This is a genomic window from Rothia sp. HMSC066G02, assembly GCF_001813145.1.
GTDB lineage: Bacteria > Actinomycetota > Actinomycetes > Actinomycetales > Micrococcaceae > Rothia.
Genome location: NZ_KV811584.1, coordinates 29,843 through 55,482, shown reverse-complemented (window position 1 = coordinate 55,482; position 25,640 = coordinate 29,843). Strand labels below are relative to the sequence as shown.

At 61.2% G+C, this 25,640-nt stretch carries 21 protein-coding genes; 13 read left to right on the top strand and 8 right to left on the bottom strand.

Annotated features, from left to right (window positions below; all coding sequences use genetic code 11):
* Nucleotides 1-68: 68 nt before the first annotated feature.
* The 4 genes from HMPREF2894_RS02555 to HMPREF2894_RS02540 all read left to right on the top strand — a co-directional run bounded on the left by HMPREF2894_RS02555 (nucleotide 69) and on the right by HMPREF2894_RS02540 (nucleotide 6,938).
* Nucleotides 69-2,075, top strand: a complete 2,007-nt coding sequence (locus HMPREF2894_RS02555; protein ID WP_070677677.1) for a PTS fructose transporter subunit IIABC — start codon at nucleotides 69-71, stop codon at nucleotides 2,073-2,075.
* Nucleotides 2,076-2,175: 100 nt separating this feature from the next.
* Nucleotides 2,176-3,870: a phosphoenolpyruvate--protein phosphotransferase gene (gene ptsP / locus HMPREF2894_RS02550; protein WP_070677698.1), complete on the top strand. Its 1,695-nt coding sequence runs from the start codon at nucleotides 2,176-2,178 to the stop codon at nucleotides 3,868-3,870.
* 234 nt (nucleotides 3,871-4,104) lie between these two features.
* Nucleotides 4,105-4,383, top strand: coding sequence for an HPr family phosphocarrier protein (locus tag HMPREF2894_RS02545; RefSeq protein ID WP_005504506.1), 279 nt, complete (start codon nucleotides 4,105-4,107; stop codon nucleotides 4,381-4,383).
* Nucleotides 4,384-4,799: 416 nt separating this feature from the next.
* Entirely contained in the window at nucleotides 4,800-6,938 is a 2,139-nt protein-coding gene (locus tag HMPREF2894_RS02540) for a threonine/serine exporter family protein (protein ID WP_070634943.1), read from the top strand.
* A gap of 139 nt (nucleotides 6,939-7,077) precedes the next feature.
* Here HMPREF2894_RS02540 and HMPREF2894_RS02535 read toward each other — a convergent pair whose 3' ends face one another.
* The gene (locus HMPREF2894_RS02535; RefSeq protein ID WP_070507220.1) at nucleotides 7,078-7,749 is read right to left on the bottom strand and encodes a uracil-DNA glycosylase; all 672 of its coding nucleotides are present in this window, start codon (nucleotides 7,747-7,749) and stop codon (nucleotides 7,078-7,080) included.
* A gap of 211 nt (nucleotides 7,750-7,960) precedes the next feature.
* Here HMPREF2894_RS02535 and HMPREF2894_RS02530 point away from each other — a divergent pair, with 211 nt between their 5' ends.
* From HMPREF2894_RS02530 to rlmC, 4 genes are all read left to right on the top strand, one after another.
* Complete coding sequence (locus HMPREF2894_RS02530; protein ID WP_070677675.1) at nucleotides 7,961-8,284, top strand: DUF3263 domain-containing protein; 324 nt, start codon at nucleotides 7,961-7,963, stop codon at nucleotides 8,282-8,284.
* A 261-nt stretch (nucleotides 8,285-8,545) separates the two neighbouring features.
* Nucleotides 8,546-9,136: a LytR C-terminal domain-containing protein gene (locus HMPREF2894_RS02525; protein WP_049340902.1), complete on the top strand. Its 591-nt coding sequence runs from the start codon at nucleotides 8,546-8,548 to the stop codon at nucleotides 9,134-9,136.
* Nucleotides 9,137-9,533: 397 nt separating this feature from the next.
* The gene (groL, locus tag HMPREF2894_RS02520) at nucleotides 9,534-11,156 is read left to right on the top strand and encodes a chaperonin GroEL (RefSeq protein ID WP_005504512.1); all 1,623 of its coding nucleotides are present in this window, start codon (nucleotides 9,534-9,536) and stop codon (nucleotides 11,154-11,156) included.
* Nucleotides 11,157-11,401: 245 nt separating this feature from the next.
* Nucleotides 11,402-12,535: a 23S rRNA (uracil(747)-C(5))-methyltransferase RlmC gene (gene rlmC / locus HMPREF2894_RS02515; protein WP_049346116.1), complete on the top strand. Its 1,134-nt coding sequence runs from the start codon at nucleotides 11,402-11,404 to the stop codon at nucleotides 12,533-12,535.
* A gap of 204 nt (nucleotides 12,536-12,739) precedes the next feature.
* Here rlmC and HMPREF2894_RS02510 read toward each other — a convergent pair whose 3' ends face one another.
* Both HMPREF2894_RS02510 and HMPREF2894_RS02505 read right to left on the bottom strand, forming a co-directional pair.
* Complete coding sequence (locus HMPREF2894_RS02510; RefSeq protein WP_246824527.1) at nucleotides 12,740-14,101, bottom strand: MFS transporter; 1,362 nt, start codon at nucleotides 14,099-14,101, stop codon at nucleotides 12,740-12,742.
* 212 nt (nucleotides 14,102-14,313) lie between these two features.
* Nucleotides 14,314-14,841, bottom strand: coding sequence for a mycothiol transferase (locus tag HMPREF2894_RS02505; RefSeq protein ID WP_070665863.1), 528 nt, complete (start codon nucleotides 14,839-14,841; stop codon nucleotides 14,314-14,316).
* 195 nt (nucleotides 14,842-15,036) lie between these two features.
* Here HMPREF2894_RS02505 and HMPREF2894_RS02500 point away from each other — a divergent pair, with 195 nt between their 5' ends.
* The 4 genes from HMPREF2894_RS02500 to HMPREF2894_RS02485 all read left to right on the top strand — a co-directional run bounded on the left by HMPREF2894_RS02500 (nucleotide 15,037) and on the right by HMPREF2894_RS02485 (nucleotide 19,394).
* Nucleotides 15,037-16,446, top strand: a complete 1,410-nt coding sequence (locus HMPREF2894_RS02500) for an FAD-dependent oxidoreductase (protein WP_070593150.1) — start codon at nucleotides 15,037-15,039, stop codon at nucleotides 16,444-16,446.
* A 306-nt stretch (nucleotides 16,447-16,752) separates the two neighbouring features.
* On the top strand, nucleotides 16,753-17,463 hold the full coding sequence (locus HMPREF2894_RS02495) for an isochorismatase family protein (RefSeq protein WP_070593149.1): 711 nt from the start codon (nucleotides 16,753-16,755) through the stop codon (nucleotides 17,461-17,463).
* Nucleotides 17,460-18,227: an SDR family oxidoreductase gene (locus HMPREF2894_RS02490; RefSeq protein WP_070593148.1), complete on the top strand. Its 768-nt coding sequence runs from the start codon at nucleotides 17,460-17,462 to the stop codon at nucleotides 18,225-18,227. The genes HMPREF2894_RS02495 and HMPREF2894_RS02490 overlap by 4 nt, the downstream gene beginning before the upstream one ends.
* Before the next feature lie 63 nt (nucleotides 18,228-18,290).
* The gene (locus HMPREF2894_RS02485; protein WP_049348945.1) at nucleotides 18,291-19,394 is read left to right on the top strand and encodes an isochorismate synthase; all 1,104 of its coding nucleotides are present in this window, start codon (nucleotides 18,291-18,293) and stop codon (nucleotides 19,392-19,394) included.
* Nucleotides 19,395-19,506: 112 nt separating this feature from the next.
* Here the strand turns inward: HMPREF2894_RS02485 and HMPREF2894_RS02480 are convergent, their stop codons facing one another.
* Nucleotides 19,507-20,496: a 4'-phosphopantetheinyl transferase family protein gene (locus tag HMPREF2894_RS02480; protein WP_083309901.1), complete on the bottom strand. Its 990-nt coding sequence runs from the start codon at nucleotides 20,494-20,496 to the stop codon at nucleotides 19,507-19,509.
* A 170-nt stretch (nucleotides 20,497-20,666) separates the two neighbouring features.
* On the opposite strand from HMPREF2894_RS02480, the gene HMPREF2894_RS09325 reads away from it, so the two are divergent.
* Nucleotides 20,667-22,088, top strand: a complete 1,422-nt coding sequence (locus tag HMPREF2894_RS09325) for an RNase H family protein (RefSeq protein ID WP_005504525.1) — start codon at nucleotides 20,667-20,669, stop codon at nucleotides 22,086-22,088.
* A gap of 232 nt (nucleotides 22,089-22,320) precedes the next feature.
* Here HMPREF2894_RS09325 and HMPREF2894_RS02470 read toward each other — a convergent pair whose 3' ends face one another.
* From HMPREF2894_RS02470 to HMPREF2894_RS02455, 4 genes are all read right to left on the bottom strand, one after another.
* Complete coding sequence (locus HMPREF2894_RS02470) at nucleotides 22,321-22,611, bottom strand: WXG100 family type VII secretion target (RefSeq protein WP_005504526.1); 291 nt, start codon at nucleotides 22,609-22,611, stop codon at nucleotides 22,321-22,323.
* Between the two features lie 417 nt (nucleotides 22,612-23,028).
* A complete protein-coding gene (locus HMPREF2894_RS02465) occupies nucleotides 23,029-24,528 on the bottom strand; it encodes a sensor histidine kinase (RefSeq protein ID WP_070677673.1) in 1,500 nt (499 codons plus the stop codon).
* A 1-nt stretch (nucleotide 24,529) separates the two neighbouring features.
* The gene (locus tag HMPREF2894_RS02460; RefSeq protein WP_070674610.1) at nucleotides 24,530-25,234 is read right to left on the bottom strand and encodes a response regulator transcription factor; all 705 of its coding nucleotides are present in this window, start codon (nucleotides 25,232-25,234) and stop codon (nucleotides 24,530-24,532) included.
* 75 nt (nucleotides 25,235-25,309) lie between these two features.
* Nucleotides 25,310-25,582, bottom strand: coding sequence for a hypothetical protein (locus tag HMPREF2894_RS02455; RefSeq protein WP_070677671.1), 273 nt, complete (start codon nucleotides 25,580-25,582; stop codon nucleotides 25,310-25,312).
* Nucleotides 25,583-25,640: the final 58 nt, after the last annotated feature.

The window sequence follows — 25,640 nt, the reverse complement described above, 5'->3', positions numbered from 1 at the left end:
CCCATATAGGGGAGAAGCCCGGCACCGCTAAGCGAATCCCCGCCCCAACACATACCCGAGGAGGGAATATGTCTGATCTGATCACCGCAGATCTCGTCCTGCTGGACGAGAACCTCGGCGAGACCCGATTCGACGTAATTGCCAAGCTCGCCCAGGCAGTCGTAAATGCCGGACGCGCTACCGACTTCGAGCAGCTCTACGCGGCTGCCGAGGCACGCGAATCCAAGACCGACACCGGTATCCCCGGCGGTATTGCGATTCCGCACTGCCGCAGTGCCGCCGTCACCGAGCCGACCCTGGCAATGGCACGCCCCAACCCTGCAGTTTCCTTCGGTGCAAAGGACGGCCCCGCCGACCTGATTTTCTTCATCGCTGCACCCGATGGCGCTGACCAGGCTCACCTGAAGCTGCTCTCCACCCTGGCACGCTCCCTGATGAAGAAGAGCTTCACCGCGTCCCTGCGCGAAGCCTCCTCGGCTGAAGAGATCGTTGAGCTGGTCAACGGTGCGCTCGGCGTGGGCGAGAAGAAGGCAGAGGCCAAGCCCGCCGAGGCTGCGCCCGCCGCACCTGCCGCCTCCGATCAGGACACCCCCGCTGCTTCGGCTCCGGTGAAGAAGATTGTTGCTGTGACCGCATGCCCCACCGGTATCGCTCACACCTACATGGCTGCGGACGCCCTCAAGTACGCTGCTGAAGAGCTCGGCTACGACCTGAAGGTTGAGACTCAGGGCTCCTCAGGTAATGAGAAGCTGACGCAGGCTGATATTGACGCCGCAGACGCCGTGATTTTTGCGGTGTCCGTGAACGTGCGTGAGCGTAACCGCTTCGCAGGTAAGCCCTTCGTTGAGTCTCCCGTCAAGCGCGGTATTGACGAGCCTAAGGAAATGATTGCGGAGGCTCTGGCTGAGGCTGAGAACCCCAACGGTGCACGTGTTGCCGCTGCCGCATCCAGCGGTGAGGACAGCGCAGGCGCTACCGAAGGCGCTTGGGGCTCGCGCATCTACAAGGCCGTGATGACCGGTATCTCTTACATGATTCCGTTCGTTGCCGCCGGCGGTATTCTGGTCGCCCTCGGCTTCGTTTTCGAGGCAATCACCATGCCGAACCTCGGTGATGTGGATACCAAGGCTATCTTGGGTTCAGCAACCCTGTTCAACCTCGGTGACGTGCACTGGACCCTGTACCTGGGTGCTGTTCTGCAGACCATCGGTGGTTTCGGCCTGAGCCTGATGGTTCCGGCTCTTGCCGCGTACATTGCGTACGGTTTGGCTCAGCGTCCCGGTATTGCTCCGGGCTTCATCGCCGGTTCGGTGGCTCTCGCGGTGAACGCGGGCTTCCTTGGCGGTATTGTTGGCGGTATTCTCGCCGGTCTGATTGCGTACGCTCTGGGCACCCTGAAGCTGCCCCGCTGGCTCGGCTCGATGATGCCCGTGGTCATCACCCCGCTGGTGACTTCTCTGGTTGCCGGCCTGGCAATGTACCTGCTGCTCGGTGCGCCCCTGGCGTGGGTTATGACCACCCTGCAGGATTGGCTGACCTCCATGTCTGGTGGCTCCGCTCTGCTGCTGGGCCTGATCCTGGGTGCCATGATGGCTTCTGACCTGGGTGGCCCCATCAACAAGGCTGCTTACCTCTTTGCAACTGCTGGCCTGTCCTCGGGTGCGACCGTGAACCAGGAAATCATGGCTGCCGTCATTATTTCCGGTATGGTTCCGCCGCTGGCTATGGCTCTGGCAACCACCCTGCGTCCCAAGCTGTTCAACGAGAACGAGCGTGAGAACGGTAAGGCTGCGTGGCTGCTGGGTGCTTCCTTCATCTCTGAGGGTGCTATTCCCTTCGCTTCGGCTGACCCGGCTCGCGTGATTCCTTCGACCATTGTTGGTGGCGCTATTGCCGGTGCAATCTCCATGGGTGCGCACGTGGCTTCCCCGGCTCCGCACGGTGGTATTTGGATTATTGGTCTGGCGCAGAACCCGCTGATGTTCCTGGCGGCTGTTGTTGCCGGTACCGTCGTTTCGGCGCTGCTGTACGTGGTGCTGAAGTCCCTGGGTGCCCGCTCTAAGGCATCCGCATAAAGGCCGTATAACCTCACCTTCATTTGATCGTCTGTTTGCAGGCGTAAGCGTGAAAAAACACGTTACACTGTAGACAAACCACAGATAGGACATGAACTCTATGACTACCTACAAGGGCGTCGGCGTATACGCCGGCCGCGTTATTGGCCCCGTTCTTCAGATGCCTAAGCCCATCGAAGAACCCAAGGATGGTCTGCGTCTGAGCGGCGAGACCGCCGAGGCTGCAGCGCAGCGCATTAAGGACGCATCGGTCCGCGTCAAGGAAGACCTGCTGGCTCGCGCAGAGAACGCAAGCCGCGACGGTAAGGCTGTTCTGAAGTCCACCTCTCAGATGGCTACCGACCGTGCACTCATCAAGAGTGCTATCAAGCTGGTTGAGAGCCAGGAGATGGCTCCCGAGCGCGCAATTTGGGAGGCTGCAACCTCCTTCGCTGACCAGATGGCTGCCCTGGGTGGCTACATGGCTGAGCGCGTCACCGACATCCACGACGTGCGGGCCCGTATCGTCGCTGAGCTGACCGGCCAGCAGGCTCCCGGCATCCCCGTTTCTGATGAGCCGTTCATCCTGGCTGCTATTGACCTGGCACCGGCTGATACCGCGACCCTGGACCCCGAGAAGGTTATCGCCCTGATCACCTCTGACGGTGGCCCCCAGGCACACACCGCTATTCTGGCTCGCGGCCTGGGCCTGCCCGCTATTGTGGCGGCTAAGGGCGTGACCGACATTGCTGACGGCACCATCGTCTACGTGGACTCCAACGAAGGCATCGTTGACACCGAGCCCACCGACGCTGACCGCGAAGCAGCAATCAAGTACGCAAACCGCAAGCCCGTCGCTGACTTCGACGGTCAGGGCGTGCTGGCTGACGGCACCCGCGTTGAGCTGTACGCAAACGTTGGTGACGGCAAGTCCGCTGAGAAGGCTGCAAGCCTGAAGGCTGAGGGTGTTGGCCTGCTCCGCACCGAGTTCGGCTTCCTGGGCCACGACTCTGAGCCTTCTATCGAGACTCAGGCTAAGACCTACAAGTCCGTGTTTGACGCATTCCCCGGCAAGCACATTGTGGTTCGTACTCTGGACGCTGGTGCTGACAAGCCCCTGCCGTTCCTGAACGTGAACCCCGAGGAGAACCCCGCACTGGGTGTTCGCGGTTTCCGTACTGACTGGACCGTTCCGGGCGTTCTGACCCGCCAGCTGGAGGCTATTAAGGCTGCTTCGGAGAACTCCGACGCGGACATCTGGGTTATGGCTCCGATGATTTCGACCACCTCCGAGGCACGCAACTTCGCGAACATGCTCAAGGAGATCGGCCTGCCCGTTCACGGTGTGATGGTTGAAACCCCCGCAGCTGTGATGAACGCTGAGGCTATCCTGGGCGAGGTCGACTTCGTGTCCATCGGCACCAACGACCTGACCCAGTACACCATGGCAGCTGACCGTCTGCTGGGTGACCTGGCGCACCTGAACAACCCCTGGCAGCCTGCAGTGCTGAAGATGATCAAGATGACTGTTGAGGGTGCTCAGCGTGCATCGGTCACCGCGGGTAAGAAGAAGTACGTGAGCGTCTGTGGTGAGGCTGCGGCTGACCCGGCTCTGGCTGTTGTTCTGATTGGTCTGGGTGTTGACACCCTGTCCATGAACGCTGGCGCTATCCCCGCTGTGGCTGCGGTTCTGAAGTCTGTGACCAAGGAGAAGGCACAGCAGATTGCGGCTATCGCTCTGCAGCAGATTTCTTCTGCTGAGGCGAAGGAGAGCGCACGCAAGGCTCTGCCGATTCTGGATGAGCTGGGCCTCTAAGCCTTAAAACGATTCCGGGTTCTGCCTGCCGCCCCTTGGTGGGGTGTGTTAGGCGGTGCCCGGGTCCATAAAAATGCCGGGTGCGGAGTTTTATTTCTGCATCCGGCATTTTTGTACTTGTTAGCGTACGGCTGAACGGTACAATTTATAGAGTAAGGGCGGGTCCTGAAGCGCCCCGTTCATTTAGAATAGGGACTGATATATTTTTGGTTCCTTGATCAAAGGAGAAACATAATGGCAGAGCGCGAAGCCACTATTGCAAGCCGTGTTGGCCTGCACGCACGTCCGGCAGCTATCTTCGCTGAGGCAGCTGGCGACCTCCCCGTTGAGGTGACCATCGCTGCTAAGGGTGAGCCCGCAGATGAGGCTATGGACGCTGCATCGATTCTGTCCCTGATGTCCCTGGGTGCAAAGCACGGCGACGTTGTTGTCCTGCGCGCTGAGGGCGAAGGTGCTGAAGAGGCTCTTGACTCGCTGGTTAAGATCCTCGAGACCGACCACGACGCTGAGTAATTGACTTTCGCCTCTGAAGTGACCCTGAGCGGTGCGCTTCGGATGCTGTGAAGGCTACAGCCTTAAAGCGTGAATATCCCGTCACTTCGGTGGCGGGATATTTTTTGTTATGAATAATTCATTTTTTATTGAGGCGTGAGTGGGGGGAGATAGGGGATATTTCTCTGCAAATCTTAATGTATATATAACCTTTATTTTTCCTCGAAAATAGCTCTAGAAATATCTCCCAAAATATCTTCTGTGCAGTAATGACCTGGATTTCTCTTCATATCAATGAAGCCTTCTGCCGTAAGTGCCGCAGAGCGCTTTTTGCTCACAAAATCACCGGGCAGAAAAGTGATATTTCTGCTCTTCAGTGCTACCGCAGAATCGTGCCCTTGTTAGACTAAAAAGGCACTGTCTATCTGGGAGGGACATTGGCAGAATCGAGGAACACCCCCGCGACCCCCACATCGCGGGAAGCTTCGCATGCAGACGAAGCGAACACTGCCGCAATGGAAGGAAGCGAGCAGAACACCACCGCGGGCTACATCGCCGGTAAACGCGGTTTTCCCCTGGTTTCACTAGACCAGGTCACCGACGAGAAATTGCGCCGCGTGCTGGCTCAGCATGCTACCTCCGCGACAAGCCAGGAGAGCACCGTCGCTGCAGAAGCTGTCAGCGATGTACTGCAGGAGGCCGCAGCGGATATGGGCATCACCGCGCAGGAGCCGGTTGAGCCCACATGCGACCCCGAACTGACCCCTAACGGCCACGGCGCGCGTACCGTCATTGACCCCTCCCTCGTGCCTGATCATGAGCTGGACGCGTACCGTGAGGACCCGAACCCCGTCACCTCCAGCAACTTGGTAACCGAGGAGGCGCTGACCCGCCCCTCCCAGCCGGTGCCCATGACCGGCATGATTCCGCAGGTGCCCAACTCTCACGCAGCCCGCCGCTTCGGCGCGGATCCTACCGCAATGCCGAAGACCGGGCCTGTCTCGATGCCCACCACCTCCGTACCGCTGGTTGAGGGCGGCTCTCGCGGCCTGTTTGGGCGCGGTAGCGGTGGTCGCTGGGGTTCGCGTCGCTTCCGCTCCTTCGTGCGCACTGAGGAGGCCGCACCCGCTGCCCCGCGCGGTGCCCAGCGCATCGCGCAGCGCCAGTTCGTGCCGACGATTCGCTCTGAGGAGCATGAGCGCCGTGAGGCGTTCCGCCGTGAGAAGGAATACGCCCGCGATACCCTGAACTTCACCCTGCGTCTGGCTGAGGCGATGTTCCACTACGGCGCGGACGCCATGGACGTGGACTCTGCGATTATTGCGGTGTCTTCGGCGTACGGGCTGGACTCGGTGGAAGTCGACATTACGAACCAGTCGGTGACCATCAACTACACGTCGGACCCCGATATTTACATGGAGTCCCGCATCGCCAAGCGCAATGCGAACGCTGAGGAGCGCTTCACCCACACCCTGGTGCGTGTGGTGCGTTCCTCCACTGAGAACTACGAGGCACTCTCCGAGGTGTACGGCCTGATCTACAAGATCACTCGCGGCGGTATGACCCTGGAAATGGCTGATTTGAAGCTGAACCAGATTACGCACCGACCCAAGCCGTTCCCGCCTCTGGTGGTGTGGCTGGCGAATCTGGCGTGCGCTGGAACCCTGACAGCGGCGCTGGGGGCGAGTTTTGCGACGGCGTTGAGCGCGGCGATTATCTTTATTCCCGTGTACCTGCTGATTCAGTGGTTGAGTTCGATTGGTATTCCGGCGTTCTTCCGTATGGCTGCTAGTGCCGGTCTGATGACCTTCTTGGCGATTTGGCTGGGCGGTGAAGGGTCCATTCTTTCGGTGCTTCAGCGTCAAGGAGAGGCGATTTCGGCGCCTCTGGTGGTTGCTGCGGGTATGATTATGTTCTTGCCGACTCCGCGCCTGGTGGGTGCCGTGCAGGATGCTATTAACGGCTTCCCTGTGACGGCTGCTGGTCGTTTCGTGTCTACGGGCATGAGCTTCTTGGGCCTGGTGGTTGGCATTGCGACCGCGGTGAGTGCGATCAATATTTTCAACGGCCCGACCCTGGATATTGAGCAGTTGCGTTTTGAGCCGACGACCCCGCTGGTGGCGTCGTTCTTCTTCCTGGTGGCGATTGCGACCTTTGCGATTACCTTGCAGACGAAGCTGGTGAAGGTCGGGTGGCTGATGGTCATTACGGGCTGCGGTCTGGCGGCGTATTACAGTTATGAGCTACTGGCTGGCCCAAGTACTGGTCGCGGTCCGACGGCGTGTGCGGCGGTTGTGATTGGTGCGTTGAGCACGTATTTTGCGTACCGTCTGCATGTGCCTCAGGCGATTTTCTCAATTCCTGCGATTACGTTCTTGCTGCCGGGTCTGTCGTTCTTCCGCGGCATGTATTTGTTGACGGTTGAGACGGATGTGATTCTGGGTATGCAGAATATGATTACGGCGGTTTCGATTGTGGTGGCGATGGCTTCGGGTGTTGCGTTGGGTAATTACACGATGCAGTACGCGCTACAGCATTTTACGACTCCGCGGAATGTGGAACCGGCAGATTCCTAACCCTATTTTCAAGGGTATATAGCCAATATTGCATATATTGGATGCGGGAAGGGGCGGCAGCTTGCGAGTTCAACTCACAAGCTACCGCCCCTTCGCTACACCCATTGCGCCAGCTTTTACACCGGTTCTTACGCTGCGCCTAGCGGACCGTCCAATCCACCGGCTCCGCACCCTGCTGCACCAGCAAAGAATTCACGGTCGAAAACGGGCGCGAACCAAAGAAACCACGACGAGCAGACAGCGGCGAAGGATGCGCCGACTCCACACTCGGGTACGGCTGCAGCATGGGTGCGCACTTGCGCGCATCCGCACCCCACAGCAGACCCACCAGCGGCTGGTTACGCGCCACTAGAGCGCGAATAGCACACTCGGTAATCTCCTCCCAACCCTTGCCGCGGTGCGAACCCGCATCAGACTCACGCACCGTCAAAACCCTGTTGAGCAGCATGACACCCTCATCAGCCCAACAGGACAGGTCGCCGTGATCAGCCGGGGCAATACCCAGGTCGTCCTCAAGTTCCTTGTAAATATTGTTCAGCGAACGAGGCAACGGCATACCGCGGTGCACCGAGAACGACAAACCCATCGCATTGCCCGGAGTAGGGTAGGGGTCCTGGCCAATAATGAGGACCTTCACCTGGCTCATCGGGCGGCGGAACGCATTGAAAATATCAGCGGCAGGCGGGAAAGTACGATACCCCGCCGCGTGCTCCTCACGCAGGAAAGCGCCCATGGCGTGAATCTGCTCTTCGACCGGGGCGAGTGCTGCCGCCCAATCCTCGCTCATAATGTTGCTGAGGGGCTGGTTCATGAATCTCCTGGGGCTGATGCGACCCGGACGGTGACGGGGCCGGGTGCGGGATGAATACTTCTCCTCTAGACTGAGGTTCTCTTCTAGACTGAGGCTCTCCTCTAGGCTAGGGTTCTCTTCTAGGCTGGGTTTCTCTTCTAGACTAGGGGATGACGAATACACACGCTAGGAGACGCCAGCCGCAGCGGGCGAGCTACAGACAGGAGGGAACGTGTCAGAACAGGAACGCGCTGAAACCTCACAGAGCCAGCCAGAAGCACAGAGCCAATTAGAAGCGCAGAGCCAGGCGGAAATAGAAAACCAGCCGGAAGCCCAGAGCCAACCCGGCGGGCTGACCCCGGTGGAGCGCCGCATCCTTGAGGTGGAGCGCCGCCGCTTCAAGCACCAGGGTTCCAAGGAGAAGGCGATTATCGCCGCCGGTTTCACCCCGATTGCCTACTATCAGCGCCTGAATGTGATGCTCGATGATGAGCGGGTACGCGCCGCAGCGCCGCAGATGATCGACGTTCTGCGCGCCCGCCGAGACGCTGACTAGGGGCTCGAATTGCGGGAGCCGTGCGAGCCTTCCAACTCCTGCATCCAACCCCGCACACCTTAGGTTCAACCAGAGATTGAACACTGTGCGGTGTCCGTCTCTTTCACAGCCGGTTGCGGGGCGTTCACATTGGTTCTCGCTAATTGAGCCGGTACTCTAGGTACTAGAACACCAAGACCGCACCTTCTGCAGCCGCGCCCGCGTGCCAGGCAGGGAGGCACGGTACCAGCCGGTAAACAGAGACCCGTGAAATGAGGATAAATGAGCTACCCCCGCGACGAATTTGATGAGGTAGACGAAAATACCGCCCGCCGCGGAACCTACCGCGCGGTCAATGCTGACCCGGCAAAGAGCCCCAAGGGCGCTATCCCCCTGGTAGCTGCAGGCGTAGTTGGTCTGCTCATCGGCGGCGCAATGTACGTGTACGCGCCGCGCACCGCCTCCCCGCAGTACTCGGCGTCCACCGCGAAGAGCAGCTCCGCCCCCGCAAGTGCGTCGGCGTCCTCTGCGCCGGCTAAGGCTTCTGCGTCGGCAAGCGCCACGAAGACCGGTCTGGCTGAGTCCATCTCTGTGGCGGTCTACAATGCGGCGGCTCCGGCGGGTAGCGCCTCCAGCGCGGCGGCTCTGCTGACCGGCTACACCATTAACGAGACCGCGAATTACACCGGTGTGGCTCCTGCAACCAGCGTGGTCTACTACGCTGAGGGCTACCAGTCGCAGGCGCAGAGCATCGCCTCGAAGCTGGGCATTACTCAGGTGCGCCAGGCGACCGCCAACGTTGAGATGGGCAACCACGAGGTCATCGTGATTCTGTCGTCGGATTACACCGCCTCCGCTACTGCCGCGGAATAGGTTTAGGCGGTTGCTCGGGTGATTCTAAGCCCGTGCCAGCTGTTTCATCCATAACGACTTCTGCTCAACCCCACCCGTGCGATCCCACCGATGCACAGGGCGGGGTTGATGCTTTTAACACCCCTCCCGCACTCCCGGCGGGCACACCGGTAACGCCCCTTTTGACGGGGTTGATGAGCGCAGATTAAGCACTGGGCGATTAACCCTTCAACCTTGGGCTTAAACGTTTGCTCCATGCCGGTGCGGGTGCCACAATTGATGTAGCGTTCGGGTACTTTATGCCCTGCTCTGCCCGCGCCTCCGTAACGGGGGTGTTGTGGAGGGGCAGCCACCCGATTTTAGATGTACCGCACCCGCAAGGGTGAAGGAAAAAATCCGATCGTCCAGGAGGACACTTATGGCAAAGCTCATTGCTTTTGACGAAGAGGCACGCCGCGGCCTTGAGCGCGGTTTGAACACCCTCGCCGATGCAGTGAAGGTGACCCTCGGCCCCCGCGGCCGCAACGTTGTGCTGGAGAAGGCGTGGGGCGCCCCCACCATCACCAACGACGGTGTCTCGATCGCGAAGGAAATCGAGCTGGAGGATCCGTACGAGAAGATTGGTGCGGAGCTCGTCAAGGAAGTTGCTAAGAAGACTGACGACATCGCAGGTGACGGTACCACCACCGCTACCGTTCTGGCTCAGGCACTGGTCCGCGAGGGCCTGCGCAACGTGGCTGCTGGCGCTGACCCGCTGAGCCTCAAGCGCGGCATTGAGAAGGCTGTTGAGGCTGTGACCGAGGCTCTGCTCTCCTCCGCGAAGGAAGTTGAGACTGAGGAAGAGATTGCTGCAACCGCGTCTATTTCCGCTGGCGACGCTGAGATCGGCAAGCTCATTGCTGAGGCAATGGAGAAGGTCGGCAAGGAAGGCGTCATCACCGTTGAGGACTCCAACACTTTCGGTCTGCACCTCGAACTGACTGAGGGTATGCGCTTCGACAAGGGCTTCCTGTCCGGTTACTTTGTGACCGACCCGGAGCGTCAGGAAGCAGTCCTGGAGGACCCCTACATCCTGGTTGTGAACCAGAAGATTTCGAACGTTAAGGACCTCGTTCCCGTCCTGGAGAAGGTCATGCAGTCCGGCAAGCCGCTGCTGATTGTTGCTGAGGACGTTGAGGGTGAGGCTCTGGCTCTGCTGGTGCTGAACAAGATGCGCGGCTCCATCAAGTCTGTTGCTGTGAAGGCTCCGGGCTTCGGTGACCGCCGTAAGGCTCAGATGGCTGATATCGCTATCTTGACCGGTGGCCAGGTCATTACCGAAGAGGTTGGCCTGTCCCTGGACGCAGCAACCCTGGATATGCTCGGTTCCGCTCGCAAGGTCGTTGTGACCAAGGACGAGACCACCATCATTGAGGGTGCAGGCGACGCAGCGGCTATCGAGGGTCGCGTTGCTCAGATTCGCGCAGAGATCGCTAACTCCGACTCTGACTACGACCGTGAGAAGCTGCAGGAGCGCCTGGCTAAGCTCGCCGGTGGCGTTGCTGTGCTGAAGGCTGGTGCCGCAACTGAGGTTGAGCTGAAGGAACGTAAGCACCGCATTGAGGATGCTGTGCGTAACGCTAAGGCTGCTGTTGAGGAGGGTATCGTCCCCGGTGGTGGCGTTGCTCTGATTCAGGCTGGCGTGAAGGTCTTCGACAAGCTGGAGCTGACCGGCGACGAGGCGACCGGCGCGAACATTGTGCGCGTGGCTATTGACGCACCGCTGAAGCAGATCGCTGCTAACGCTGGCCTGGAGCCGGGCGTTGTGGTTGACCGCGTTCGTTCCCTGCCTGCTGGTACCGGCCTGAACGCTGCGACCGGCGAGTACGAGGACCTGATGGCTGCTGGTATTGCTGACCCGGTGAAGGTGACCCGTTCGGCTCTGCAGAACGCTGCGTCTATTGCTGGTCTGTTCCTGACCACTGAGGCTGTTGTTGCCAACAAGCCGGAGCCCGCTGGTGCGGCTGCTCCCGGTGCGGACGGCATGGCAGGCATGATGTAATAACTTTTTGTCCCTGATGGGGCAAAAAGTTATGGAATCCGAAGGGCACGAAGTGACCTTCGGTGGTGAGATGCCGCTGGAAACTAACCCGGCATAATCACACCGCATCCGTATGAGGCGGGGGCGGCTACCCATGAAGGGTGGCCGCCCCCGCTTTTGTGTGCCTGTTTCTTGGCGCCCGCGCATCCTGCGTCTTTGACGGGCCGGCGGCGTGCCGGCTCGTGGAGGCGGTAGAATGGCTCCTTATGGAATGCGCCTATTTTCGTGATGACCTCTGCTCCTCCTGCCCCAGCATTGAGACCGCCTACACCGCGCAGGTGCAGGCGAAGCAGGAGCACGCCCGCGCCCTGCTCGCTAACTACCCGCAGCTGCAGTGGCTGGACCCGGTGACCAGTGCGGAGGCGGGCTTCCGCAACAAGGCGAAGCTCGTGGTGGGCGGTTCGGCGAAGAACCCGACCCTCGGCATCGTGGATTACCGCACGGGTGCCTCCACCGATCTTGGCGAATGCCCGCTCTATATGGAGCCGATTCAGGCGGCTATTCCGGTGCTGCGTGAGCTGATTCAGCGTGCAGACCTGACCCCTTATGACATTCCGAACCGTCGCGGTGAGCTGAAGAATATTCTGGTGACTGCTTCGGCGGCGGGTGAGCTGATGGTGCGTTTCGTGCTGCGTTCGAAGAAGCTTCTGGTGCCGATTCGCCGCCAGATGGGCTGGCTACAGGAGCGGCTGCCGAACCTGGCAGTGCTGTCGGTGAACCTGCTGCGTGAGCCGGTGGCGCGCGTTGAGGGTGATGAGGAGATTATTCTCTCGGAGCGTCAGACCCTGCCGATGCAGGTGAATGACCTGACCCTGCATTTGCGTCCGCAGAGCTTCTTCCAGACGAACACGAAGGTCGCTGAGGCGATGTACGCGCAGGGCCGTGAGTGGGTGCGTGAGGTGGCTCCGCGCTCGCTGTGGGATCTGTACTGCGGTGTGGGCGGTTTTGCCCTGCATGCCGCTTCGGTGATGGATGGCGGCTCGGTGACGGGCATTGAGATTAGTGCGGAGGCGGTTGCTTCGGCACAGCGCACGGTCGCTGAGTACGGTCTGGAGGGCGTGGACTTTTCGGCTCAGGATGCGCCGGAGTTCGCGGTGTCTTCGGGCGCGGTGCCGCAGATGCTGGTGGTGAATCCGCCGCGCCGCGGTATTGGTGAGAGCTTGTGTGCGTGGATTGAGGGTTCGGGTATTGACCGTGTGGTGTATTCGAGCTGTAACGCGGTGACTTTGGCGAAGGATCTGGAGCGTATGCCCTCGTATGCGCCGGTGCAGGGCCGTGTGCTGGACATGTTCCCGCATACGGACCACTATGAGGTTATGACGTTGCTGAAGCGCGGGTAGGTTTCTCGGGTCAAGCGCTCATTCCTATCCCAAGTCCGCGAGCAGATACATAACACTAGGGCGCGAGCAGGTGATTTTTGGCCGAGCAGGTAGTATTTTTCCTGCATGCTCGGCCAAAAATCACCTGCTCGCGGTGTTATCAGGGTTGCCCGCAACGTGGCGGAGGTGAGGCGATGATGCCCCGAGGCGATATACAGAGCACAGTCATGCACCCGCACGGCTCTTTGCCTCATTCCGCGATTCCTGCGCCCGTATCGCTCGCGCAGTCGGGCCGAGAATGAACGTGAATACGGTGGCGATGATGAAGAGTGCCCCTCCGGTAACAATGGTGTTGATCGCGCCGAACGCTGGTACCGCCCATCCGGTGATGAGGTACCCGACCATACCCGCTAGGGAGAAAACCACACCCATGAAGCTGTAGACGCGCCCGCGCATGTGTTCGTCGATAGCGTCTGCGAAGAGGACTTGCCCGAGCACTTCTTCGGGTCCGTAGAACATGCCCCAGATGAACCAGAGCACGAGTACCGCCCACAGCGCCGGGTGTAGTCCCATACTCAGACAAACGGCGCCGTAGCCGAGTCCGGAGATGCACATCCACCCGCGTTTGGTCATACGCACCCGCCCGGCGCCTGTACCGACGCCGAGTTTGGCTGAAAGCCAGGAGCTGATCACGCATCCGGCGGCGTAGACGGAAGTTGCGATTCCGAAGGCGGTGTAGTCGTGCCCGAGGCCGCGGGTGAGGTATTCGAGCATGGGCAGGGTGGTGATGGGTACGGCGGCGATGGAGAGGAACCAGAAGGTGAGCATACCGCGCACGATGGGGTTGTGTGCGGTGTAGGCGGCGCCTTCGCGCAGGAGTCTGCCGGTGTGGTGTTCCTGCACGGTGGCGGTGCGTTCGGCGTGGGTGAGGTCGTAGTTGCGTATGGTGGCGACGGTGAGGGCAGCGAGCAGGTTGAGGGTGCCTGCGAATCCGACGGCGAGGGCTGGGGTGGTGAAGGATGCGACGGCGGCTGCGATGGTGGGGCCGAGGGTTTGGGCGAGGAAGATGAGGCTGCCGCGGCGTGCCATGTATTTTTGGTAGTCGTCGCCGAGCAGGGAGGGCATGGCGGCGGAGGCTGCGGGGGATGAGAAGGTGCCGAAGGTTGAGACGAGGAATGCGATGGTGAGGAAGGCGGGTAGTCCTGCGGCGGCGTAGAGGGCTGGGGATGCGATGAGTAGGGCGGCGCTGGCGAGCCTGAAGCTGACGGTGAGGGTTTTGCGGTTGAATTTGTCGGCGATAGCGCCTGCGAATGGTGCGAAGAGGATGACGGGGACTGCCTCGACGACCATGACGATAGCGGAGTGGGCGAGGTCGCCGGTGGCGCCGTAGGTCAGCAGGGGCATGGCGATAGCTTGGATACTGGACGCAAGAGCATCAGAAACCTGCGCGGTCAGGAGCGTGAGCTGCCCGCGTGCGTTCAGCGGCGTTGCTGATGTGGGTTTTGCGGTCGCGTCTGGTGTGTTTGTTGGAATGCGCGACGCAGGTGATTCAGGGTGCTCAGGCGAAGGGTCTGTGGTGCGTCTCATAATACTGTGGATTCTATCACGGGTAAGAACGCTGTAACCGAGGCGAAACAAGACACAAGATGCGCGAGCAGATAACAGTCCGTTATCTTCTCGCCGAAATATTATCTGCTCGCGGTGTTATCGGGGTTGCCCGCAACCGGGCGGTGGCGTCTCGGGCTGGTTGTGTCCGAGGCGCCACCGCTTTTTCGTTCCCCTCTAGCGGGCGTGAAATTCTATCCCTGCGCCGCGAAATCCTGTGCCGCGAGAATACCCGCCGCGTACGCCGCCTGACCCACGTGCTGGGTTGCGTCGTCAATCAGGCTGACCAGGCGCATACCGCGAGTTACCGGCGGAGTCCACGAACGGTCAATAATCTCGCTCAAATCAGCCTCGCTCAGTGTCTGCGCGTAGTCGGCAAGCGCCTCGTCGGTCGCCACAAGGTATTCCACCAGCAGGGCAGAATCTTCAACCACAATGGAGCGTGCCTGCTCGGCGGTGTGGCCGTAGCCCATGGTGTCGCCGAGCTCGCCCAGGTTGAAACGCTCCCTGAAGCCCTGAGTCTCCCAGACCTGCGGCTGACCGTTCAGGGCGGAAAGCTGCATGTCCATCTGCCGTCCGGCGTGCCAGAGTAGCCACGCAATAGAGTTCGGGTGCCCGCCCGGGTGGGCGTTGAGCGCCTCAGCTGATAGCCCCTTGACGGCTACGGCGGCTTCGATGCCGGGGCGGCTGGCGGCGTCACGCAGAATGTCGTGGGTTTTCATGGAATCCTCCTGAAGATGCTGGCTCCTCGCAGGGAGCCGGGTAGTTTCAGTCTACGCCCGCGTGTTCGCTGCCTTGAAAGAGTCGCCTTGAAAGAGTCGGTTTGGAAGAAAAAATGTGACGCTCGGGAATAATACTTATTTCTTTCCGTTGAACTCTGTGAAGACATCATCATCTAAATTTCACAGGAGAATATTATGACCACCCCCGCTCAGTTGCACTTTGACATGGTCGTCATCGGCTTCGGCAAGGGCGGCAAGACCCTCGCTGGCGCATACGCCAAGACCGGTAAGAACGTTGCCCTCATTGAACAGTCCACCGGCATGTACGGCGGCACCTGCATCAACATCGGTTGCGTACCCACCAAGGCGCTCGTGCACCGTGCCGACGAGTTCCGCGCCAGCGGCGAGCGCAGCCTTGAAGAAGCAAACGCCGCATACGAATCCGCCGTGGTTTTCCGTGACAAGCTGACCGGCATGATGCGCGCCAAGAACCGCGAGATCCTGCTGTCCAACGAGACCGCTAAGCTCATTGACGGTCACGCACGTTTCATTTCCGACACCGAGGTGGAGGTCACCGCGGGTGAGGACACCCTGCGCGTTACCGCCGACTACTTCATCGTCAACACCGGTGCCGTGTCGGTTATCCCGCCGATTGAGGGTATCCGCGAATCTGAGCGTGTGCTCACCTCCACCGAGCTGCAGAAGCTCACCCCGCGCCCCAAGCGTCTGGGCATTATCGGTGGCGGCCCCATCGGTGTTGAGTTCGCCGGTATTTTCTCCTCCTACGGTACCGAGGTGACCATTCTGGACGGCGCACCCGCCCTCTTCGGCCGCTACGACGAGGACGTTGCCCAGGTTGCCCGCGAGATTATCGCAGACCAGGACATTGCCGCTCATACCGGCGTGCGCGTGCAGTCCTTCAATGACGGCGCTGACTCGGTGACCGTGACCTACCTCGACTCCGAGGGCGCTACCCAGCAGCTGGAGGTGGACTATGTGATGGTTGCGACCGGCCGCAAGCCCGCCACCGAGGGTCTGGGCCTGGAGAACACCAACATCGAAACCAATGACCGCGGCGCAATTGTCGTGGATGAGCACCTGCGCAGCACCGTGCCGAACATTTTCGCGCTCGGTGACGTGAACGGCGGCCCGCAGTTCACCTACATCTCCATGGATGACTACCGCGTGGTGCTCTCCCAGCTGGTCGGTGACGGTTCCCGCTCCACTAAGGATCGTAAGGCAGTGGCTTCGACCATTTACATGAACCCGCCGCTGTCTTCCGTGGGCCTGACGGAGCGTGAGGCAATCGAGGCTGGCCACAAGGTGAAGGTCGCTTCGAAGCCGGTTGCCGCGGTTGCCGCGATGCCGCGCGCGAAGACCCAGGAGAACCCGCGCGGCATCATGAAGTTCGTGATTGACGCGCAGAGCGACCAGATTCTGGGTGCCCAGCTGCTGGTAATCGAGTCCATGGAGGTTATTAACCTGGTGGCTCTGGCGATGCGCCACGGCATTACTGCTTCGCAGCTGCGCGATGAGATTTACACTCACCCCTCGATCACTGAGGGTCTGAATGAGGTTCTTGCCGTCGCGGCGCCTGTGAACTAGTTGAACTAGAATCGCGGCTGAATTCGCGGTTCGTATAGCGTTTCTGCTTGTCCGAGTGCTTCCCTGCCCGTTCCGCCCGTTGTGCTGTCAACGGGGGTGTGGGTGGGGAAGCATTTTTGTTAAGGCTCATATATACCTAGTAGCTAAGCATGCCCTAAGATGGTTATGAGATAAGCGCAAGCTCACCGATTGGGTGGTCAGTGTGAAGGGGCTCGGAGGAGACACCCACTCGCTGCTACACCCACCACAGCGCACCGCCTGCGCCGCGCATACAACCGAAAACCAAAGGCACGAACCGGGAGAATCATGGCACTGCCCAAAATCAAGCCCTACACCTACGTCGACCGTGAACACAGCAACCGCGTGAGCTGGCCCGTGGACCCCTCCCGCGCTGTACTGCTCGTACACGACATGCAGGTACACTTCGTGCAGGCTTTTGAAGGGGCTGACCTGGGGGAGGGTAACGCCAACCCGGACGCCCAGATTAACGTCGCTATTCGGAACCTGCGTCGCCTTATTGACGCCGCCCACGCCGCAGGAATCCCGGTCTACTACACCGCACAGCCGCCGCGCCAGAACCCCGAAGATCGCCGCCTGCTCATCGACTTCTGGGGCGACGGCCTGCAGAACGACGAATCCGCCCGCGTGCTTGACGAACTGGCACCCACCGACCGCGACACCGTGCTGACCAAGTGGCGCTACTCCGCGTTCGTGCGCAGCCCCTTCGAGGACCTGCTCAAGGAGTCCGGTCGCGACCAGCTCATTATCGGCGGCGTGTACGCGCACATTGGCTGCCTGACCACCGCCCTGGAGGCGTTCATGCGTGACATTCAGCCGTTTATGGTTGCGGATGCGCTCGCCGACTTCTCGGAGGAGGAGCACCGCACGGCGTGCGAGTACGCTTCGGGTCGTTGCGCCCGCGTGCTGAACACCGCCGATGTACTTGCCGACCTGCATGCTGCAGAAGGTGCTGAGAAGGCTGAGTCTGCTGAGTCTGCTGAGGAGGCGCGCGCATGAGCTGGGTCATTGTGACCGGCGCGAACGGCGGTATTGGTGAGGCAACCGTCCACCAGCTCATTAAGAACGGTTATTCGGTGTTTGCGGCTGACCTCGTGGAGCAGCCCATTGCCTCCTTCGGTACCTACGGGGACGCGATCTTCCGCTACCGCGCCGTAGACGTTACGAACGAAGAGTCCGTCACCGCCCTCGCCAACGCTGTAGCGGCACTCGACGAACCCATCACCGGTGCGGTACTCGCCGCGGGCATCGCCCACAGCCAGCCGCTACTGGAAACCAGCTTCGCCACCTGGAAGCGCCTGCACGCGGTCAACTCCGACGGCGTGTTCCTGTGCCTGCGCGAATTCGCGCGCATCATGATTGACCAGCAGGAAACCGACCCGACTAACAGCCGCTCCCTGGTGACGGTCGCCTCCAACGCGGCCCGTGTGCCCCGCGCGGAGTTTGGTGCCTACGGTGCATCGAAGGCATCGGCGGCGCGCGTGAGTTCCAGCTTCGGTCTGCAGCTTGCCGCGCACGGTATTCGCGTGAACTCGGTCTGCCCCGGCACCACCCGAACCCCTATGGTGACTGACGCCTGGGAGGGCGAGGACCGCTCCGCCCTGCCGGTTGCCGGTAACCCGGAAACGTTCCGTCTGGGCATTCCGCTGCGCCGTATTGCCGACCCGGCGGATATTGCGGCGGTCAACGCCTTCCTCATCTCGGAGGCGGCCCGCCACATCACCATGCAGGAGATTGTCGCCGACGGCGGTGCGACCCTCTAACGGCACCCCGCGTCCGGCGTTTAGATGCCCGGCGCGAACCCACACACCACTGATAGAAATACGATGACGAACCTTCCCGACTTTATCTTTTCCACCGGCACCCGCGTTCTGCGCGCATCCGGTGCGATGACCCCTGTCACCTTCGATAATGCCCTGGACGAGGCGAAACGTGCCGGTAGCGCCGTCGTGGGTCTGATTCCTTTTGACCCGGACATGCCCGCCTACCTCTTCGTGCCTGAACGCATGGAGGAGCAGCAGGTGCCGGTCCCCGAGCAGACCGTGGCGCTTGCCGAACCGGTATCGGTCACCGGCCGCCAGAACGACCGGTTCCGTGCCGCCGTGGCGACCGCCGTGGAGCGCATGAAGGCGGGTGAGCTGAGCAAAATCGTGCTTTCGCGTGTGCTCACCGCCCGCTACGCACCCGGCGCTCTCAACCTGGAAGCGCTGTACAACAACCTGCGCGCCCAGCAGCGTTCCGCATTCAACTTTGCGGTGCGCCTGCCCGAGGGCGAGCGCGGCATGAGCGGAAGCTACCTGATGGGTGCCTCCCCGGAGCTGGTGTTCCGCACCGAGGGCCGCGCCTTCAAGACCCACCCGCTTGCCGGTAGCGCCCCGCGCATTGCCGAGCCCGGTAGCGCCGAGGACGAAGCGATTCGTGACCGTCTGTTCGCCTCGCCGAAGGACCGCCACGAGCACGCCTACGTCATCAACGATATTGCCGAGCGCCTGGCACCCATCGCCGAGGAGCTGAACGTGCCGCAGGTGCCCTCGCTGCTGCAGACCCCGCAGCTGTGGCACCTGGCGACCCCCATCGACGGCGTGTTGAAGGAGGGGCTGACTTGCCTGGACGGTGCCCGCGCGATCCACCCGACTCCCGCGATTTGCGGTGCCCCCACTGAGAAGGCGCTGGAGCTGATTCGCCAGCTGGAGTCTTTCGAGCGCCGCTACTTTGGCGGTCTGGTCGGCTACATGGACGCCGAGGGTAACGGCGAGTGGGCGTTGGTGCTGCGCTGCGCCCAGGTCAGCCCGGATGAGGCGGTGCTGTACGCGGGTGCGGGTATTGTGGCTGAGTCCGACCCGGAGCTGGAGCACACGGAGACCGGCACGAAGCTCGGTAGCTTTGGTCGCGCCCTGGGCGTGGATACCCTGGGCGAAGATACCCCTTAGGTTCTGCCACGAACGCCTTTCGTGACTGCCTTGACCCGGCAGAATAAAACGACTGAACGCGCTCGCTGTTATGGCGGGCGCGTTCAGTCGTTGTTGTTATGGGGGAGCGTGGCTAGTCGGTGAGCAGACGCTTGAGCTCCAGGGGAGTGGCAACCGGCAGAAGCTGAGCCTCAAGCTGCACGGGCTCACCCTCGGCAGGGTTCTCCACAGCCAGGGCGATGAGCATCTTCTGCGCGTGCTCGGGGTTCTCCGCATCGGGCAGCGCCACGGGTACCCACTGCAGGCTAAAGCTCCGCTCGATAGCCTCGCCGCCGCCCTGAGGTGTGGGTGCGCTAAAGGTAGCACGCGCGGTCAAGCTGTCCTGAGTCAGTACGCGCAGGGCGGTCGGCTCGGGAACGTTGCTGCCCAGAAGGTCCCCCGGGACCTCCTCGTTCATGGCAAGTTCGAGCGCATCCAGCAGCTCATCTGTGAGCTGCACCCGAACCAGGGACGGCACCACGCTCAGACCGTGACCGGTCGCCTTAAGCACCGCCTCCTTAGCGGTCCATAGCGCCACCGAGAGCAGGTGCAGTACGGGTGCGGGGCGTTCCTGCGCCACCCGCTCATAGAATGCACGTTCTTCATTGGAGAGCGCCAGACGCGCAAAACCGGAGAACAGGCGCGCATCCAGGGTCTCAACATCCACCCCGAGCACCGCCGAAGGGTTGCGGCTAAAAGCCCCCACCACCAGCGGATTCACCTGCGACATATTGAAATTCACGCCCGCAATACGCGGCTTACCGTGCTTCTTGCCGCTGGTGCACAGGGTGCAGGAGCGATCTACCTCAATCTCAGAAGCGGCACTGGAAGGCACATCTAAACGAGCCGCCGCCATGGCACGCATGAGCGCCTGAGTGCTCAGGTAGCTGACCGCCGCCGTGGAGGTCGGCAACTGCGCCGCATGCTGCTGCTCAGCAAGCCCCAGGTAGCTCAACCAGCTAAAACGCAGGGAACCGTACATGGTGCGGGTGGGAAGAGCGAAAATCTGCACGCGCTCGCTCGGGCGGGCGGTAGGGTGCTCCGGGCGCTGTGCGCTGGGTGTTTCGGGGGCAGAATAGCTCATAGGTTTAGTGTACCTGCCCCGCATTAGGGCAATTGGCGCTACGAGGCTACTTGAGGTTGTCCACAGGCGTGACTGCCCGCTACGCACCCTCGCCGCCGGTGCGGTAAAGTCATCACAGACATCATTACGGACTGCCGCCCGCTAGAGGGGCGGCGCAGAAAGAAGGTACCGTGAACAGCACGCAAGAGATTATTGCCGCCGCAGACGGCTCGGCGCTGGGCAACCCCGGACCGGCGGGCTGGGCATGGTATATCGACGACGACCACTGGGCGAGCGGGGGCTGGGCGCACGGCACTAACAACATGGGTGAGCTCAAGGCTGTCCTGGATCTGTTCGAGGCGACCGCATCCCGCCCGGAGGCGAAGCTGCGCGTGTACTGCGATAGCCAGTACGTCATTAACTCGCTGACCAAGTGGATGCCCGGCTGGAAGAAGAAGGGCTGGAAGAAATCCGACGGCAAGCCCGTGCTCAACCGCGACCTTCTGGAGGCGCTGGATCAGGCGCTGACCGGCCGCGACTACGAGTTTATTTGGGTGAAGGGCCACGCGGGTCACGCGCTCAATGAGAAGGCGGATTCCCTGGCGAACGGTGCTGCGCGCGCCTACCAGGAGGGCCGTGAACCCGCGCACGGCCCCGGCTTCGGTGCGGCTGCTGAACCCACTACTGCGGCTGAGCCTGTGGAGGCTCCGGCTGTTGAAGTGCCGATTGTGAACGCTCCGGTTGCAGAACCTGCCCTCTCTGACGTTGCGCTCTCTGATTCGGCGCCCTCCGAGTCTTCCGCGGACGCCCACCTGCCCATGCAGGAATTCACCGCAGCCGAGATCGAGAACGCCCAGCGCGGCGTGGAGAGCCTGCGCCTGTCCGGTCTGTTGCGCCCCGCCTCCGCGGTGAACGCCCCCGACCCGGAGGCGGTCCGCACCCGCAAGGAACAGCTGGCGCTCGCGGCAGAGCGTGCCGCTGAGCGTGACGCAAAGGCACTGGCACGCCAGCAGGAGGAGACCGCTCAGCAGGCATCGAGTGCCGCGCAGGCGGAAGAAGAGGATGACCTGACCGGTCTGGAAGAGTTCGCAGGTCTGGACCCGAACGATGTTGACCCGGCGGAACTGCTGGGCGAGACGGAAGCGCACGCAGAAGAGCAGGCGGTAGAGCCCGCCGCGGCGCCCGCACAGACCGTAGAGCCCGCTCAGGTTGAGGCACCCGTGAAGGACGCACCCGCTTCTGCCCCTGCGGCACCCGCGGCACCCGCTCTGAACCCCGAGGAAGCCGCCGCCGCAGAACAGCTACTCGAAAGCCGCGGCTCCGTCATGGAGGCACCGCAGCTGGAGTCCATGCTGCACGAGCGTCTGGTGTGGGTGACCGCCACCGGTAAGTCGGTGTCCCGCTCCTCGGTGCTGCAGTACCGCGAACGCGCCTTCACCCAGCAGGGTGCCCCACTCAAGCAGGGTATGCAGGTGCTGGATTCTTCCAGCGTGCTGGTTATGGCGGCGGTTGCGACCGCGCGTGGTCGCGTGAGCCGTTCGAGCATTTGGCATTACGATGCTGAGCGCGGCCTGTGGCGTCTGCGTTTCCGCCAGGAGACCCCTGCTTCCTAAAGCTCAGCTCCTAAAGCTCAGCTCCTAAGGAATGGGCTCTTGGGCGCAAAGATTTCCGTGCAATAAAACCCCGCCGCATCCTCATTCTCGAGGATGCGGCGGGGTTTTCTCAATAGATGTTCGCCGCCTTCTGGCAAATCTGGCGGGCGGTGTGCCGTGCGTCCGGGACCTTTAAACCACCCGGCCTGCTGCCTGGCTGCGGGTGGGGTTTTGGGCTTGCCGCCCTGACCCCTTAGCCGACGAACATGGAGGCGTTAGCCTGCTCGGTGTCTGCGTAGTTCACGCCTGCGCGGGTGAGTGCCTCGTTGATCTGGGTGATGGATGCTTCGACCTGGCGCTGGGTTGCGTGCCACTGGTCCAGTACGCCCTGGAAGTTGGCGGATGCGGAGCCGGTCCAGGAGCTCTGCAGATCGTGCAGGGATGCGGTCATACCGTTGACGTCTGCGGTGATGGATGCGACGTAGGATCGTGCCTGTGCGCTCTTGGCTGCGATGACTTCGGAATCGACATTGAACTGTGCCATGGTTTTTCTCCTTTGAGATATGTGAGATGGGTGGGGCGGTTGCCCCGTGGTGGTGCTTGGGGTTTGGATCTCTGGAAGGGTTGAGTTCCTGACCGGAAGCTTGTTATCACTATATATTTCAAAATGCATCAAATGAGCTAAAAAATGATTATTTGGTAAATCTGTGGATAAACCCGCCAGATTCGCTCCAGCATCTCGAAAAAATCGAAAGCCCTCCCGAAAATGACGCCGCCATGACGCACGCTAGATTGCCCCCGCTGTTCTTGAGCCGCCCAGCTTCTCCTCACTCGCGCTCTCCTCACTCGCACCGCCGCGAGTTATCGCCCCGCCGCGATATAGTCCCGCCTCCAGGGCACAGCAAAACCCCCGAACCGTAGAACACTCAAGTTCTACAATCCGGGGGTTTATGCGTCAGTGTTACTTCATCAGCTGATCGTCCGAGACAGGCGGCGGATAGAACGGCAAAGAAATCACGAAGGTAGCACCGCCACCATCGGTCTCGTCAATATGAATCCTGCCCTCGTGCTGCTCAATAATCGCAGCCACAATGGACAGACCCAGACCCGTACCGCCGGTCTCACGCGAACGCGAGGTGTCGGTGCGGTAGAAACGCTCGAAGACGCGCTCGCGGTCTTCGCCGTGAATACCGGGGCCGTGGTCGCGCACCTCCAGCACGGACAGCGGGAAGCCGGGAACCTCTTCGCGCACGCCCACCGCAATCTCCAGGGGAGAGCCGTCGGGGGTGTAGCGCATGGCGTTGGTCAGCAGGTTTGCCACGACCTGACGCAGACGCGATTCGTCGCCGAGCACGGTTGCGGAGGTCGGTGCCACCTCTTCGTTCAGGCCCACCAGGGACACCGCACGATCGGGTGCCGTAGCGTAGGCGTCGTTACTAGCGTCCACCGCCAGGTTGAACAGGTCGAAGGGTGCCAGCTTGGATTCGCGGCGCTCATCAATACGCGCCAGGGTCAGCAGGTCTTCCACGAGCTGACCCATACGCTTGGACTCCGATTCGATACGGCTCATCGCGGTAGCGACAGCCTCATCGGTTGGTAGCGCGCCCTGACGGTACAGCTCCGAGTAGCCTCGAATACTGACCAGCGGGGTGCGTAGCTCATGTGAAGCGTCACCCACGAATCGGCGCATTTTCGCCTCGCTCTTCTCGCGGGCTTTGAAGAGCATTTCAATCTGGGTGAGCATCGTGTTCAGCGAAACCGCGAGGTTACCAATCTCATTGCTCGGGTTGTAGTCCTCAATACGCTGAGAGAGGTCACCGGCAGCAATCTTGGCGGCGGTCTGCTCCACGCGGGCCAGCGGCTCGAAGGTGCGGGTCACAATCACCCAGGTCATCGCAATCGCGGAGGCAAGAGTCGCCAAACCAAACGCGAAGGTCAGCACACCCACGAGGGCGACCACCTGGTTTGTTTGCTTCAGCGGCATGGCAATGATGAGGGAGGCCGCCTCCGGCAAACCTGACGTGTCGTTGGTTTCAATGGGCACGGCGAGCACACGCCAATCGGAGGAGCTGCCCACCGAGTTGACGGTGACCGCCTCCTCATTTTGCTTGCGAACCTTCTCTTCGGTCCAGCCCTGCAACGCCGGCTCGCTGAACTGCTCGCTGTCCTCGGACTTGAGCGAGTACAGTACGTTGCCGTCCTTATCGAGCAGGTACAGGCGGTAGGTGCTCAGGGATCGTTCCTGATTGCCGGAGGGGCGCACGGTCGCCAACTGCACGAGTGAGGAGGCGTTGCTTTTCATCTCTTCATCCAGCTGGTGCACCATCTGGGCGCGCAGAGCGGAAATCGCCACCAGGCTCGTCACCGCAATGGAGAGGGCGATGAGCATGGAGGTGATGAGCACCAGCTGGGTGCGAAGGGAAAGAGACTGGGGAATCCGGTCGAGGGGTTTGAGCGCCACGTTAGCCTCGAGAACCGCGAATCATGTAGCCCACACCGCGCTTGGTGTGGATGAGCGGCTCGTGGTTTTCACGGTTGTTGTCAATCTTGCGGCGCAGGTACGAAATATAGGACTCAACGATGGAGGAGTCGCCGTTGAAATCGTACTCCCACACGTGGTCGAGAATCTGCGCCTTGGACAGTACGCGGTTGGCGTTGAGCATCAGGTAGTGCAGCAGGTTGAACTCGGTGGGGGAGAGGTCAATCTCTTCGTCACCGAGGAACACTTCGTGGGTGTCCACGTTCAGGGTGAGGGCGTCAACGCGCAGTACGGCGTCGTCCTCTTCCTGGACGCTGCGGCTACGGCGCAGAATCGCGCGGATGCGGGCGATCACCTCGTCGAGGGAGAAGGGCTTGGTAACGTAGTCGTCACCACCGGCACCCAGACCGGTCACCTTGTCCTCGGTGGCGTCCTTTGCGGTCAGGAAGAGCACGGGGGTGGTGGTGCCGTTTTCGCGCAGGCGGCGGGTCACCTCGAATCCGTCCATGCCGGGCATCATGACGTCCAGGACAATGAGGTCGGGGTTTTCGGCGTGCGCCTTTTCGAGGGCTTCGCGGCCGTTGCCGGCGGTCACTACTTCAAAACCGGCGAAACGCAGGGAGGTGGCGAGCAGTTCAAGAATGTTGAACTCGTCATCGACGACTAGGAGTTTTGCTTCAGTAGACATACTCTATCTTTCTCTCTGAATGGCAGGCTGTACTTGATAAGTGAATGATGTGTGTGAGCTTGCGGCTCAAAATCTTTATGCCTTGTTGCGGCGCATGACCGACAGGATGAGTGCGGCCATGAGGGCGATAAAGGCGACGGGGAGGAGGACCAGCGGAATCTGGCTCATGAGGGCGGGCGGCGCTGCCCCAACCCACTTCATCACGAGCATGGCGACTCCGGTGAGCAGGCAAATCAGGGCGAGAAGCGCACCTGCCGCGCCGAGCCAACGGATAGCTCCGGCGTAGGGAAGGGACGCGGGCGCCTGGTCTGCGGTACTGCGCGTGTCCTGTACGGGTTCATTACTCATGGATTTAACGGTATCAGCTCACACACAGCTGTTCGTGGGCGAAGCCCCAGATTTAGCG

Coding starts and splice junctions, on each gene's coding strand:
- HMPREF2894_RS02555 (WP_070677677.1), top strand. CDS start 69: ATGTCTGATCTGATCACCGCAGATCTCGTCCTGCTGGACGAGAACCTC.
- ptsP (WP_070677698.1), top strand. CDS start 2,176: ATGACTACCTACAAGGGCGTCGGCGTATACGCCGGCCGCGTTATTGGC.
- HMPREF2894_RS02545 (WP_005504506.1), top strand. CDS start 4,105: ATGGCAGAGCGCGAAGCCACTATTGCAAGCCGTGTTGGCCTGCACGCA.
- HMPREF2894_RS02535 (WP_070507220.1), bottom strand. CDS start 7,749: ATGAACCAGCCCCTCAGCAACATTATGAGCGAGGATTGGGCGGCAGCA.
- HMPREF2894_RS02525 (WP_049340902.1), top strand. CDS start 8,546: ATGAGCTACCCCCGCGACGAATTTGATGAGGTAGACGAAAATACCGCC.
- groL (WP_005504512.1), top strand. CDS start 9,534: ATGGCAAAGCTCATTGCTTTTGACGAAGAGGCACGCCGCGGCCTTGAG.
- rlmC (WP_049346116.1), top strand. CDS start 11,402: ATGGAATGCGCCTATTTTCGTGATGACCTCTGCTCCTCCTGCCCCAGC.
- HMPREF2894_RS02510 (WP_246824527.1), bottom strand. CDS start 14,101: ATGAGACGCACCACAGACCCTTCGCCTGAGCACCCTGAATCACCTGCG.
- HMPREF2894_RS02505 (WP_070665863.1), bottom strand. CDS start 14,841: ATGAAAACCCACGACATTCTGCGTGACGCCGCCAGCCGCCCCGGCATC.
- HMPREF2894_RS02500 (WP_070593150.1), top strand. CDS start 15,037: ATGACCACCCCCGCTCAGTTGCACTTTGACATGGTCGTCATCGGCTTC.
- HMPREF2894_RS02495 (WP_070593149.1), top strand. CDS start 16,753: ATGGCACTGCCCAAAATCAAGCCCTACACCTACGTCGACCGTGAACAC.
- HMPREF2894_RS02490 (WP_070593148.1), top strand. CDS start 17,460: ATGAGCTGGGTCATTGTGACCGGCGCGAACGGCGGTATTGGTGAGGCA.
- HMPREF2894_RS02485 (WP_049348945.1), top strand. CDS start 18,291: ATGACGAACCTTCCCGACTTTATCTTTTCCACCGGCACCCGCGTTCTG.
- HMPREF2894_RS02480 (WP_083309901.1), bottom strand. CDS start 20,496: ATGAGCTATTCTGCCCCCGAAACACCCAGCGCACAGCGCCCGGAGCAC.
- HMPREF2894_RS02470 (WP_005504526.1), bottom strand. CDS start 22,611: ATGGCACAGTTCAATGTCGATTCCGAAGTCATCGCAGCCAAGAGCGCA.
- HMPREF2894_RS02460 (WP_070674610.1), bottom strand. CDS start 25,234: ATGTCTACTGAAGCAAAACTCCTAGTCGTCGATGACGAGTTCAACATT.
- HMPREF2894_RS02455 (WP_070677671.1), bottom strand. CDS start 25,582: ATGAGTAATGAACCCGTACAGGACACGCGCAGTACCGCAGACCAGGCG.